Genomic DNA, 13,013 nt, shown 5'->3' with positions numbered 1-13,013 from the left:
GAGAGAACCCATGAGGCTTGCATATGACGGGACAACGAACGGGGGGCGCATAATGGAAGACCTGCCTTTCCCACCAGACACTTCGGATCGCGGATTGGCCGTGATTGCGGCGCTGGCGGTTTCGGAAATCTTTGCCAATGCGGATAAATCGCAGGCCAAGGGCTTCTTTCGTGCGGTGGGCAAGCGGCTGGCCGAACAGAACCCGATTCCGGCGATGCGCGACCTGCGCGAACTTCAGGGTGCGGTAAATGCGGTCTGGGGCCGGCTGGGTCTGGGCGAGGCGGACATCACGCTCGATCTTCAGGGCGTGTTGATCAACCATCACGATGCGCCGGCGGCTATTCCCAACGATCCCGAATTCAACTGGGGCGATGCCTTGGCCTCGCTTCTGGTCGGGGCCTATGACGGGTGGATGCGTGCCATGGGCAGCCCCGACGCGCTGGTCACGCGCATCGTGTCCTATTCCGCCAATTCGATTGAAATCCGCCACGGCGCCGAGATCTGATGCAGAACAAGCCCATGTTGTTTGACCGTCGCCATATGTTGATGGCCGCCAGCGCCGCCTTGATGGTGGGTTGTTCGCGCAAGGGGGAAGGCAAATCTGTGACCCCCGACAAACCCAGCGCGAATGCCACGCCCAAGGTTCTGGACGGCATGTGGACCAGTTTCCGCCAGATCTATCTGGACGCATCGGGCCGCATCATCGACACCGGCAATGGCGGGGTCAGCCATACCGAGGGTCAGGGCTATGGCATGCTGCTGGCCGCGGCGGTGGGCGACCGGGCCGCGTTCGAGGCGATGTACAATTGGACCCAGAGCCATCTGGCCCGTGGCGACATGGCGCTTTATTCGTGGCGTTTTGATCCGCGGTCGAACAATCCGGTGGCCGATCCCAACAATGCGACCGATGGCGACATGCTGATCGCGCTGGCTCTGGCGCGCGGGGCGCGCCGGTGGGGCGTGGCCGCGTGGGAGACCCGTTCGCGCCAGATCCGTCAGGCGATCCGCGAAAAGCTGGTGATCGCGCGCGGTGGGCAACATTATCTGATGCCCGGCATCATGGGTTTCGATCTGGGCGACCGGTTGATGATCAACCCATGCTATTTCATCTTTCCGGCGTTGGACGCCTTTGCGCAACTGGACGGCGCAGGCACATGGGGTCCGGTCATCGCCACATGCGAGGATATCCTGCGCAAGGCCCGCTTCGGCGCCTTTGGCCTGCCCACCGACTGGGTCGTGGTGGGCAATGACGGCATGCCGCAGCCCGCGCCCGACAAGGCGCCGCAATTCGGTTTCGATGCGGTGCGCATCCCGCTCTATGCCGTGGCGGGCAAGCGGGCCCATCTGGTCACGCCGATTGCCGATTACTGGCGCAACAAGCAGGCGTCCGGGCAACCAATCCCGGCGTGGGTCGATGTCTATTCCGGGGCAGAGGCCGGTTTTCCGCTGTCGCCGGGGGGCATCAACATCGTCCAGCGCACGCTGAACCAGCCGCTCAAGACCGAGGCACTGGCGCAGGATTATTATGGCTGCGTTCTGCAATTGCTGGCGCGGCAATTGCGCTGAACCCTTGCGGGGCGGGCGTGTCATCCACATCTTTGCGATGAAGGAGACGTATCGATGACCGCCCCCGTAACGCTCAATTCCGCAAAGCAGCGCTTTGAATTGCCCATTGAGGGCGATGCCATGGCCTTTTGCACCTATCGTGTCGATGACGGCGGGGCCTATCACCTGTTGCATGCCGAAGTGCCGCCCGCCTTTGAAGGGCGCGGCATTGGCGGGGCATTGGCGCGCGGGGTGTTTGATCTGGCGCGGGATCAGGGGTTAAAGCTGGTCCCGCGCTGTTCCTTTATGGTGGCCTGGGCCAAAAGGCATCCCGATTATGCCGACGTATTGGCCTGATCGGCATAGGGCATGACCAGACGGCCATCGGGCGCGGCGGTATAGGTCGTCTGCGTGGGATAGGGGATCGAGATCCCTTCGGCGGCAAAGCGGCGCATGATCGAAACCAGCAGGCGATTGCGCAGATCATGCGCCACCGGCCAGTCATTGCCCGGCACATCGACCAGCACGGCAAAGTCGAGCGAGCTTTCGCCGAACTTTTCAAACCCGGCGCGCGCGGCAATCCCGCCTTCCGCCTCGACCAGTTCCTTGAGGATCCCGGGCAGACGTTCCAGCGTGTCGGGCGGCGTTTCATAGGCCACGCCGATCATAAAGGGCAGCCGGATATGGTCGCGCCCGGACACGTTGAGCACTTCCTTGTCCAGCAGGTTGCGGTTGGCGATGATGCGCAATTCGCCGGTATAGGCGCGGATGCGGGTGGATTTCAGACCAATCGCCTCGATCGTACCGCTGGAATCGCCATAGCTGATCGCATCGCCCCGGTTGAATGGCCGGTCAAAGATGATGGCCAGCGCGGCAAAAAGGTCGCCAAAGATACCCTGCGCCGCCAGACCGATGGCGATACCGCCAACGCCCAGACCCGCGACCATGCCCGTGACATTGACCCCGATATTGCCCAGCAAGACCACCGCCGCGATGGCAAAGATGGTAAAGCTGACCATGATGCGGATCAGGCCCATGGCGTTGAGGATCGTCTCGCCCTGAAAATTCTTGGCCGAGGTGCGATGCTCAATCATGCCCAGCACCAGTTCGCGGGTCCAGATCGCGCCCTGAATCACCGCTGCGATGGCAAAGAACACATACATCCAGTGTTCAAGGCTGTCGGGCATCTGGGCATATTTGCTGACCACGCGAATGGCCAGAATGACGATGAAGAAGGTTTTGGTCCGCATCACCACCTGGGCAATAACCGCGCGCATCGAGGCGGGGCCGACCAAAGGATCGTAATTATGCCGCCCCCACCGCCGCAACGCGAACAACACGAAAATGATCGCCGAGGCCGCCGCCGCCGAAATGGCGATTTGCAGCCAGTAATCGGCAACCCAGTTCAGCGTCGTCTGCGTCAGGTCGCGCAACAGGCCCGGCACTTCGGATGGGCGAAGCGGGTGGCTTGTCGGCATGACCGATGGCGCGGCGGTGGGGGTGGTGTTGCTCATATTATCCTGTCCTGTGGCCGATGCGATCAGGGCAAAAGATCACGCAATTCGTCGGCGTGTTCTTCTTCCTGCGCCAGAATGCCTTCGATCAGCGCGCGGGTGGTGGGGTCGCGATCGCCAATGAATTGAACGAGTTCGCGATAGGAATCGACCGCGATACGTTCCGCGATCAGATTTTCGCGGATCATGCTCTCAATCGATGCGCCGGTCGTATATTCGGCATGTGAACGCTTGCTGAGCGTGGCGGGATCAAGGTCGGGTTCTCCGCCCAGTTGCACGATACGTTCGGCCAATTTGTCGGCATGGGCCTGTTCCTCGACGGCATGTTCAAGGAAATGGGCCTTGATCGGGCCAGAGGTCGGGCCGGTCACACAGTAATAATGGCGCATATAGCGCAACACACAGACCCATTCGGTGGCCAGCGCCAGATTGAGCCGCTGGATAATCACTTCACGGTCGTCCGGATAGGTCGACGTGATCGGCCCATCGGCAATCGCGCGCTTGGCCTGAGCGCGCAGCTGGGTGGTCGAGGTGAAAGCGTCTTCTTTCGAGATTTCTTTGGTTGACATCGGATTTCTCCATTAATTTTGAAAGGTTTCCATGGCCCGCCGGTACAGGCCCCATGGTCATGGAATGGTCCTGCGCCGCCATCGTTCCATCGGTGAATCACAACTCGCCGCGCACCTGCGCATGGGCCAACACCGCGAACAGGCCCGTGCCCCCCAGCACATTGCCCAGCAGCGTGGGCACGATAATGTCGAAAACCGCCTGAAACGCGGTGATCCGCCCGTCCAGCATCAACAGCCATGCCTCACCCGATCCGGCCACCACATGGGCAAATCCGCCCAGCGCAATCAGCCATGTCAGCAGGAGGATGACCCAGAATTCCTGTCCGCGCGTGGTGGGCAATGACCAAGGAATTGCCGCGATCAGAAAGCCCGCCGGAATGCCCATGCGCAAGGTTTGCCACCAATCACGGTCCAGCAGACGCGCCGACAATTCGATCATCGCTTCATGCAACGGGGCCGAAACGATCCATTGCCGCTCAAAAGCCAGCGCAACGATGAAAGTGCCCAGCAGATTGCCGCCCAGCACCAGCCCCCAAAAGCGCAGCAGACGCAGCACATTGGCCCGTTCGGGATGGGTCGCCACCGGGATCACCGCCGAGAGCGTGCTTTCGGTAAAGAGTTGCAGATGGCTCAGGATCACCACCAGAAAGCCGGTGGAATAGCCCATACAGGCCACCAGAGGCCGCCACTTTTCATCGGGCAACAGCAATTCCATCTGCGCCTCGGCCAAAATCGAGGTGCAGATGGCAATGCCGCCCGCCAGCGCCGAGATCAGCAGGGAAAAGGCCGGGCGCTCCATTTCCTCGTCGCCGTGACGGCGCACGACCTCGTGGATCACCTTGGTATTGGCCCCCTGCGCCGATGCGACAGAGGCGCGCTCGCTCTCGGTCAGGGCGATGTCACGCTCGCGCGCTTCAAGCCCCTCGGCAGGCAGTTTGGCTTCGACTGTTTCCATGCTCACCTCCGATCAAATGGCGGGGGCAACCATTGTGCGCGCGGTTTCCACGTCCAGAGCGGCCTGCTCGGCCACGGTGCGGACGGGCGCCATGCGATGCCGCAGGAAAGTGATCAGATCATTGGCCAGATCATCCTGTCGCGTGGCGAACAGGCCATGCGGCGCCCCGGCATATTCGACCAATCCCGCCATGCCCACCGCGTCGGCCACGCGATAGGATGTCGCCCGGATCGGCACGATGTCATCCGCCGTGCCATGGATCAGCAACGTGGGCACATTGATCGCCGCCAGATCGCCGGTGAAATCCGTGTGCGAAAAGGCGCGCATCGCGGCCAGCGTCGGCAACAATCCCGCCTGCATCGCCATGGCGCGGGCGTGGTCCAGCACTTCCTGACTGACCGGGCGGTCGATCAGGCCGACGCCATAGAATTGCTTGAAAAATCGGGTGAAGAAATGGGCGCGGTCATCGACCAGTTGCTTTTCCATTTCGACAAATGTTTCGGGCGCGACGCCGTCAAGATTGTCGTCCGTCTGCATCAAACCGGGCGCGACCGAGCTGATCAGCGCGATTTGCGAAACCGCGCCGCGATTGTGGCGCGACATGTAGCGGACCACCTCGCCCCCGCCCATGGAAAAGCCGATCAGCGCGGCATCATCGTTGACGCCGTGAAAGGCCATCACCTCGGCCAGATCGTCCGACAGCGTGTCATAGTCATAGCCATGCGAGGGTTGATCCGAACGGCCAAAGCCGCGCCGGTCATAGCTGATCACACGGAAACCGGCATTGGCCAGAATCGTCGCAATCGGGTCCCAGCTATCCGCGCTGAGCGGCCAGCCGTGGACAAGGACGACAGGCCGCCCCCATCCCCAGCACTTGGAATAAAGGGCGGTGCCATCACGGGTCAAAACCATAAAGCGCTCCTGTACATGCGGGCCTGTCATCAGGCCGGTGGGGAGGCAGGGCGCAAAGGCCCGGTGCTATACAAAGAGAAGCGCGGGGAAGGTGAAAGGTTGCACGCCCGCGCCGCAACCGCGTTCATCCGTGATCAAAGCGGGGCGAAGATCACAACAGATCGCGGCGCACCCAGACGCTGACGCTCTCGCCATAGACCGGGAAAACACCCTTGCCGCCTTCGTCCAGCACTACTTCATCCGGGTGATGGCCAAGGAAATCGACAAAAGTGGCCCCGGCATGGTCCTGCCCCAGAACAGCCTCACGCGCGGCGTCGCCGGCATTGGACAGGACGACGACGCAGCCCCCCTGCTCGGCGGTGCCATGGCGGATAAAGCCGATGCAATTGGGTTCCTCGAACAGATCGGTCTGGGGGCCATGGGCAAAGGCCTTGCGCGCCTTCACCAGGTCGGGGAGGCAGGGAATCGCGGGCAGGTCGACGTGATGCATCTGTCCATCCCCGCCCTTATCCTCGTACCCCGCGCCATAGAGATCAGGATAAAAAAGGCAGGGCAAGCCGCCCTCGCGCAGCAGGATCAGCGCATAGGCCAGCGGTTTGAACCAAGGCTCAACCGGGCTTTCCAGATCCTGCAACGGTTGGGTGTCGTGGTTGGCGACAATGGTGACGGCATGTTCGGGAATGGCCGCCACCAGCGATCCGTCGAAAATCTGGCGCAGGTCGTAATCGGCATGGGCGCGCCCGGCGTGGTGGAAATTATGCTGTAACCCCACATCGAACAGCGCAAATTGCCGGTTCACCCGGTCCAGATAGCGCGACAGGGCGTTCAGGTCCGGGTTCCAATATTCCGCCACGACAAAAATGTCGGGCGCCACCGTTTCGCGCAAATGCCCCACCCAATCGCGCAGGAACCATGCCGGGATATGTTTGGCCGCGTCCATACGGAACCCGTCGGCCCCGACCTGTTCGACCATCCACCGGCCCCAGAACTTGACCTCTTCATACACCGCATTGTTGCGGAATTCGACGTCGGCCCCCATCAGATAGTCGAAATTGCCCAGTTCCTCATCGACCTCTTCGTTCCATCCATCGCCATGTTCGTTCAGGATCGAAAAGACGCCGGTGCCATCGGGGTTCTCGACATAATCGACGCCAGAGAAACAGGAGGCGTTCCATTCGAATTGCGAATGCGCCCCGCCCCGCCCCGGAAAGGTGAAGCGCGTATAGGCATCGGCCTCGAAGGGTTCGCCGTCCAGCACGTTGCGGTCTTCCTCTCGCACACGCTGGACACGGACACGCTCGGTTTCATCGGCGCCCATCTTGTGGTTGAGAACGGCGTCATGGATCACGCGCAGTCCCGCCTCGCGCGCGGTGGCAATGGCATGCTGCAATTCCTCGCGCGGGCCATATTTGGTGGCGCGGCTGCCCTTTTGGTCAAATTCGCCAAGGTCGAATAGGTCATAGGTGTCATAGCCAACCGAATGGCCCCCGGACGCACCCTTGGTCGCAGGCGGCAGCCAGATGTCGGTGACGCCCATCTGGGCCAGATCAGAAGCCTTTTCCGCCACCTCGCGCCACAACTGGCCGCCCGCAGGATAGTACCAGTGAAAGAATTGCAGCAAAGTGCGGGCCATAATGCCTCCGAATGTTCGATCATCTGCTGAACTAACTTTCGGGCGGACAAATTGTTGCATGTGCGAGGCGGAGATAACCGGCCCTGTTACTCCATCACTTCTTTACCGGACCGACATCCTTGCGCACCTTGCCCTTGACCGTACGCTGGGCCGAGGCGCGGGCACCGGCCAGCACCGGGCCGCAGGCCGCCGATTGCGCATCGCCCGGATCGACAAAGGCGATCAGCGCCGCAAACGGATTGACCGCCGCGCCCAGCGCCGCGCCCGCGCCCATGCGGGTCAGCAATTGCGGGGTGATGACCTTCAAACCCGGCGCCGCGAAATAGCCCTTGATGCCGACCGGCGATTGCAGGGAAAACAGGCTGAACGTCTTGGCGTCGGCGCGCAGGCCCATGTTGATCGACTCATCGCGGAAACTGAATTGGCCGCGCCCGGTGATCACATTCTTTTTCGTGTCGATCAGGATCGGGTCCGCGCTGGAAATGCCATCCTTGACCGTAAAGCCCAACAGGCCGCAACGGATCTGCACCGGCTCCTTCAGCTTCTTGGCAAACATCTTTTGCAGGAATGTGCCAAGGTCGAGTTCAGCCAATTGAATATTGCGCGCCCACATCGTGCCCGCCGGGATGATAAAGGCCATGCGCCCATCGGCATGGGCCAGACTGTCGCGCAAACTGTTGCCCACCCCGCGCATGGCCAGCCGTGCGCCCAATGTGCCGGTGGTGCCCGATTCCTCTACGCCAAAGCGATAGAGAAGTTTGCCCATGGGGGTGGGCGAAAGGTGCATGGCATAATCGGTGATGACCTGCGGCGCGCGGGCGTCCAGCGTGACCTTGGCGTCAAACTTGCCCGTGGCGACCACCGCCGTCACCGGATCAAGCCGCATCAGGCCATGATCGAGATGCAGCGTGGCATCGATATCGCCCACCGGGAAATCCTGCGCCACGATCCGCGTCACACGATAGCGCACATCGGCATCGAAACGGTTGATCGCATCGGAACGCAGCGGCGCATCGGGCAGGATGCGCGGATGGCCATTTTCCTGCGTCACCAAACCCTTGGTGCCCAGCCGGTCGAGCCGTTCGGGATCATAGCCAAGAAAGGGCGCGGCATCGAGCAGGTTGAGCGCGCGGGTTTGCAGATCGGCCTTGAGATAGAGCCGTTCCCCGCGCAGCCCGACGCGGAGCAGACCGGCAAGATCGCTGTCGCCAAAACGCCCGCGGATGCGTTCAAAGGTCCAATCGGCGCTTGGCCGCGACACATCGGCCTCCACCACATAGGGGCGGGTTTCCACCACCGCCACACCGATCAGGTTGAACAGATCGGCCATGTTGCGGCCATGCGCCTCAAGGTGATAGCGCCCATCATCAAAACTGGTGATGCCCGGCATCGTGCCCGTCAGATCGATACGGGTGCGCGCGCCTTCGCCATGCAGCGTCACGCGCGAGGAACCGCCGCGCAGCAGGGCACGGTCGGCCTGGGCAATATTGCCGGAAAAGCGGATCGGGCGGCCGCGCAATCGGCCCGTGCCATCGAACATCAATCCGCCCTGCAACACCGAATTGGCGGCATAGAGCGGCTTGATCGCAATCTGGGCATTCAGTTGCAGCAACGGATCATCATAGGTGATCGACGAATTGCGCAAGCTGGCCTGAATGATGTCGGGGATGGTCAAAGGCTTGGGCGGGCCGGAGCCAAAGGTCCAGTTGTTGCGCCTGTGCGCCTTGTCCCATTGCGCGGCCACCTGAAAGCCATCGGCCTGCATGGTCGAAATCCGGCGCTTGCCGGTCAGCAAAGGCAGGGTTTCAAGGCTAAGCCCCAGATGGTCGGCGTGCAGGAAAGGCTTTGCCCCCGCCCAATCGGCATTGGCGATGGTCAGGCCATCGGCGCGAAAGGCGATGTCGATGGGGGCGAAATAGAGATTGAATTCGCCCGTTACGCCCACTGGTCGCCCAAGAGAGGAACTGGCGAATTTTTCGAAATAGGGCCGCAGAAAACGCCCTTTGGTAAGGAACAGCACGAGCCAGATGGCCGCAACCAGGGCAACCAGCGTCACAAGGATGCCGATACCCCAATTGCGAAGCCGGGCGAGCGATCTGGGGAGTGCTGTGTCTGTCATACGCTATCTGCGGCCCCGACCTGTAAAGGCAAGCGTTGACCCCGCTCTCGCCAGCGAGGCCAACGCCCTGCCTTGCGGCAGCTTATTCGCCCAGCGCGGCCTTGGCCTTGCCGGTGGCGGTCTGAATCTTGCCCTTGGCGTCCTGGGCCGCGCCTTCAGCAGCCAGCTTGGCGTCGCCGGTTTCCTTGCCGATGGCTTCCTTGGCCTTGCCGACCAGCGAGTTGGTGGCGCCCGAAATACGATCGCTGACAGAACCCATGATATCTCTCCTGTGGTTTCAAAGTTTGGAAACTTGAAGGTCAGCCTTCGGAAGGGGGAATGTCCGGACAGGGGCGTGGGTTCCATGAATGAATTATTTTCAAAATTGACGCGCCGCGATGAAACCTTTTGGATTCTGGCGCGTCTAACCTCATGGTTCATGCGTGACACGCGCGGGGGGGTAACTATGAAATTCTGGCCGAAAGGCGCCTTTTTTGCGCTGGCGGCATGCCTTCTGCTTGGCGGTTGCCTTGATGGCAAAACCGATGATGATGTCTGGTACGGCTATTATTATGACGACCTGAGGCAGAATGCCGAAGGCGCCATGTCCCGCCCCTATAAATCGGCCCAGGAATGCCGCGCCGCGATGCAGGATTATACGCTGGAGGCCAAGGTGACCTCCGGCTTTGCCTGTGCCCGTGGATGCGCACCATCACAGGACGGCGTCATCGCCAATTGTCAGGAAGTTGTGCGCTGATATGCCCCAGATGGTCGAAGCCCAAAGCCAGTTTCGCAGCAAGTTGATCGGCATGATCGTGCTGGGTTTTGTCGCTCTGGCCGGGATTGTCGGTTCGGCGGCGATCCTGATGATCATGAACCAGCGCCAGATGGACGGTGTCGCCCATACCTATCAGGTCGAGCGTCAGGTGGCGCAGATGCGCCTGTCCCTGCTGCGTATCGACAGTTTCCGCCGCAAGAAGGAAGCCGAACGCAATGCCGATGATTTGAAAACCTATCGCATGCGGCTGGACAGCGCGATCGACAATTTTGGCGAACTGACCAAGGACAACCCCCGCCAACAGGCGCGCGTTCCAATGCTCGAAGGGCTGGAGGCGCAGGTGCTTTTAGAGGTCGGCGCGATCACCAAAGCCGAATTTGGCGAGGGTATTCGGTTTGAAAACCCGATCAACATGCTCGACGTCTTGACCAAGACGATGCAGGATGAGGAATTGCGCCTGCAGGGATTTCGGGCCGCGGAAATGCGGCGGATCCAATATGGTTTCTATGTCGTGCTGGGCGCGGCGGGGGTGCTGTTGATCGTCGTGGGTCTGCTGACTTTTGCCAGCCTGCGCCGATTTACCCAGGATCTGATGGATTCGCGTCAGGCGCTGCGCGACGCCAACACCGGGTTGGAGCAAGCCGTTCAGGAACGTACATCCGACCTCAAACGCGCCAATGGCGAATTGCAACGCTTTGCCTATATCGTCAGCCATGACCTGCGTTCGCCGCTGGTCAATGTGATGGGTTTTACATCCGAGCTGGAAATCGCCACCAAACGGCTGGGCGAAATGTTGCAGGAGGCGCGCAAGACCCGCCCCGACACGCTGTTTCCCGGCACGGACGAGTTGATCGAGCAGGATTTGCCCGAAGCGATCCATTTCATCCGCTCCTCGACGCAAAAGATGGACCGGTTGATCAACGCCATCCTGCAATTGTCCCGCCAAGGCAATCGCGCGCTCAACCCGACGTGGCTGGACATGAATCGGGTGATTTCCGACGTCGCCGAAAGCCTGAAGGTGCGCGCCGAACAGGCCGATGCCCAGATCATCGTCGGCCCCAATCAGCCCGAAATCTATGGCGACCGGGTGGCGGTCGAACAGATCCTGTCGAACCTGATCGAAAACGCGATCAAGTATAATCACCCCGACCGCCCCCCGATTGTACGTATCGCCGGGCGCCGGATTGGCGATACCGCCGAATTCCGCGTATCGGACAATGGGCGCGGCATCGACGCGCGCGACTTTGATCGCGTATTTGACCTTTTCCGCCGGTCCGGTACTCAAGACCGTCCGGGTGAAGGCATAGGGCTGGCGCATGTCCGCGCGGTGGTTTACCGTCTGGGCGGTTCTATCCTGCTGGAATCCGAATTGGGCGTGGGCACCACCTTCATCCTTTCGATACCCCTGCATTATTCCGAGGAGCAGAGTCAGGTTTCATGAGCAATCCATTGCCTGTGACGATTATCATGATCGAGGACGATCTGGGCCACGCGCGCCTGATCGAAAAGAACATCCGGCGTGCGGGGATTTCGAACCACATCACCCATTTTGACAATGGCACTGCGGCGGTCGAATATCTGTTCTCGCCCGATCATGATCCGGCCACCCATGGCCCGGTGCTGATCCTGCTTGACCTCAACCTGCCCGATATGAGCGGGACATCGATCCTGTCGCGGATCAAGGAAGACCCCAAGCTGCACCGCACGCCGGTGGTCGTTTTGACCACTACGGACGACCGTGTGGAAATTCAGCGCTGCTATGATCTGGGCTGCAATGTCTATATCACCAAGCCTGTGAATTATGAGAGCTTTGCCGAAGCGATCCGCCAATTGGGTCTGTTCCTGTCGGTGATCCAGATCCCGGAAACGGGGGGCTGATGCCGCTTTCGGGATCCCGCATCCTCTATGTCGACGATGATGAAGGCTTGTGTCATCTGGCCAAGCGTCATCTCGAACGGCTGGGCTGCACGCTGACCTTTGCCCATTCGGGCTGTGCCGGGATTGAACTGGCCCGGGCGCAACCCTTTGATCTGGTTGCGCTGGACCATATCATGCCGGGCATGGGCGGGCTGGAGGCTTTGGGCCATCTGATGGCGCTGCCCTCGCCGCCGGCGGTGATTTATGTGACGGGGTCGGATGAAACGGGCGTGGCGGTGGCCGCGCTCAAGGCAGGGGCGGTTGACTATGTGGTCAAAAGCGGCAGCGGTGATTTCTTCGAACTTTTGACCAGCACGCTGCATCAGGCGCTGGGCACGCTGCGCCTGCGCAAGCAGAAAGAGCAGTTCGAGATGCAATTGCGCGAAACCAACGCGCAATTGGAAGCGCTGCTGCATGAAATGAACCATCGCGTGGCCAACAGCCTGCAAATGGTTTCCTCTCTGGTCAGCCTGCAAACCCGCCGGGCGACGGGGCAGGAAGCGCGCGCCATGTTGCAGGACGTGCGCCACCGCATTCAGGCGATCAGCCGCATCCACCGCCAGCTTTATACCGGCGAGAGTTTTCAGGCGGTCAACATGCGCGAATATCTCGAAGGAATGGCGCGCGACCTGACAGGAACCTTTTCCAGCGAAAACGTGGCCCGCTCGATCAAGGTGGTGGCACAGGATGCCACCTTGCCCGCGGCCACGGCGGTCACGCTGGGCGTGCTGGTCAATGAATTGGTCAGCAACGCCTGCAAATATGCCTATGGCAAGGAAGAATCGGGCGAAGTGCGCATCCGTTTCGAATTGGAAGGAACCGACGGCTATCACCTGCGCGTCGAGGATGACGGCGTGGGGATGCAGGATGATGCCAAGCCCCAGGGGACCGGCCTTGGATCACAAATCATCACCGCCATGACCCGTTCGCTGGGCGCCAAACACAGCTTTTCCACCACGGGCAAAGGGTTGCAGGTCAACATCTATCGCGCGCCTGCGTCTGATCAACCGATTGACTTATCCGGCGCACCTGTCACTTTGCCTGCCGTCTCTGCGGCTCCGACCGGCCTCGGGATGAACACCTGAAGCAAGA

The 13,013-nt window shown here is 60.9% G+C and carries 14 protein-coding genes; 7 read left to right on the top strand and 7 right to left on the bottom strand.

Annotated elements, in window-relative coordinates:
* The first annotated feature begins 52 nt into the window (after positions 1–52).
* The 3 genes from bcsD to ACZ9HU_RS00720 are packed head-to-tail and all read left to right on the top strand — an operon-like array spanning position 53 to position 1,902.
* Positions 53–505, top strand: coding sequence for a cellulose biosynthesis protein BcsD (gene bcsD, locus ACZ9HU_RS00730; RefSeq protein ID WP_476101165.1), 453 nt, complete (start codon positions 53–55; stop codon positions 503–505).
* Positions 505–1,566, top strand: a complete 1,062-nt coding sequence (locus tag ACZ9HU_RS00725) for a family 8 glycosyl hydrolase (protein ID WP_476101162.1) — start codon at positions 505–507, stop codon at positions 1,564–1,566. Before bcsD ends, ACZ9HU_RS00725 begins: the two co-directional genes overlap by 1 nt.
* A 54-nt stretch (positions 1,567–1,620) precedes the next feature.
* The gene (locus ACZ9HU_RS00720; RefSeq protein ID WP_476101160.1) at positions 1,621–1,902 is read left to right on the top strand and encodes a GNAT family N-acetyltransferase; all 282 of its coding nucleotides are present in this window, start codon (positions 1,621–1,623) and stop codon (positions 1,900–1,902) included.
* Here ACZ9HU_RS00720 and ACZ9HU_RS00715 read toward each other — a convergent pair.
* From ACZ9HU_RS00715 to ACZ9HU_RS00685, 7 genes are all read right to left on the bottom strand, one after another.
* Positions 1,881–3,059 (bottom strand): mechanosensitive ion channel family protein, encoded by a 1,179-nt coding sequence (locus tag ACZ9HU_RS00715; RefSeq protein WP_476101159.1) that lies wholly within the window; start codon positions 3,057–3,059, stop codon positions 1,881–1,883. The two genes, ACZ9HU_RS00720 and ACZ9HU_RS00715, sit on opposite strands and share 22 nt — an antisense overlap.
* 26 nt (positions 3,060–3,085) lie before the next feature.
* Positions 3,086–3,628 carry a ferritin-like domain-containing protein gene (locus tag ACZ9HU_RS00710; protein WP_476101158.1) on the bottom strand — a complete coding sequence of 181 codons (543 nt, stop codon included), beginning with the start codon at positions 3,626–3,628 and terminating at the stop codon, positions 3,086–3,088.
* A 97-nt stretch (positions 3,629–3,725) separates the two neighbouring features.
* Entirely contained in the window at positions 3,726–4,583 is an 858-nt protein-coding gene (locus tag ACZ9HU_RS00705) for a formate/nitrite transporter family protein (RefSeq protein ID WP_476101156.1), read from the bottom strand.
* A 12-nt stretch (positions 4,584–4,595) separates the two neighbouring features.
* A complete protein-coding gene (locus ACZ9HU_RS00700) occupies positions 4,596–5,495 on the bottom strand; it encodes an alpha/beta fold hydrolase (protein ID WP_476101154.1) in 900 nt (299 codons plus the stop codon).
* 151 nt (positions 5,496–5,646) lie between these two features.
* Positions 5,647–7,128, bottom strand: a complete 1,482-nt coding sequence (amyA, locus tag ACZ9HU_RS00695) for an alpha-amylase (RefSeq protein ID WP_476101152.1) — start codon at positions 7,126–7,128, stop codon at positions 5,647–5,649.
* A gap of 94 nt (positions 7,129–7,222) precedes the next feature.
* Positions 7,223–9,247 carry an AsmA family protein gene (locus ACZ9HU_RS00690; RefSeq protein WP_476101150.1) on the bottom strand — a complete coding sequence of 675 codons (2,025 nt, stop codon included), beginning with the start codon at positions 9,245–9,247 and terminating at the stop codon, positions 7,223–7,225.
* An 82-nt stretch (positions 9,248–9,329) separates the two neighbouring features.
* The gene (locus ACZ9HU_RS00685) at positions 9,330–9,506 is read right to left on the bottom strand and encodes a CsbD family protein (protein WP_476101148.1); all 177 of its coding nucleotides are present in this window, start codon (positions 9,504–9,506) and stop codon (positions 9,330–9,332) included.
* 186 nt (positions 9,507–9,692) lie between these two features.
* Between ACZ9HU_RS00685 and ACZ9HU_RS00680 the strand changes: the two genes are divergently transcribed.
* Genes ACZ9HU_RS00680 through ACZ9HU_RS00665 form a run of 4 tightly spaced genes read left to right on the top strand, consistent with a single transcriptional unit; the run spans position 9,693 to position 13,006 of the window.
* Positions 9,693–9,983: a hypothetical protein gene (locus tag ACZ9HU_RS00680; RefSeq protein WP_476101147.1), complete on the top strand. Its 291-nt coding sequence runs from the start codon at positions 9,693–9,695 to the stop codon at positions 9,981–9,983.
* Positions 9,984–9,993: 10 nt separating this feature from the next.
* Complete coding sequence (locus ACZ9HU_RS00675; RefSeq protein ID WP_476101144.1) at positions 9,994–11,445, top strand: sensor histidine kinase; 1,452 nt, start codon at positions 9,994–9,996, stop codon at positions 11,443–11,445.
* Positions 11,442–11,882 (top strand): response regulator, encoded by a 441-nt coding sequence (locus tag ACZ9HU_RS00670; RefSeq protein ID WP_476101142.1) that lies wholly within the window; start codon positions 11,442–11,444, stop codon positions 11,880–11,882. Before ACZ9HU_RS00675 ends, ACZ9HU_RS00670 begins: the two co-directional genes overlap by 4 nt.
* On the top strand, positions 11,882–13,006 hold the full coding sequence (locus ACZ9HU_RS00665; protein WP_476101140.1) for a histidine kinase dimerization/phosphoacceptor domain -containing protein: 1,125 nt from the start codon (positions 11,882–11,884) through the stop codon (positions 13,004–13,006). The genes ACZ9HU_RS00670 and ACZ9HU_RS00665 overlap by 1 nt, the downstream gene beginning before the upstream one ends.
* Positions 13,007–13,013: the final 7 nt, after the last annotated feature.

Source organism: Novosphingobium sp. Sphag1I (genome assembly GCF_056279125.1).
This window is presented reverse-complemented; position numbering and strand designations above follow the sequence as displayed.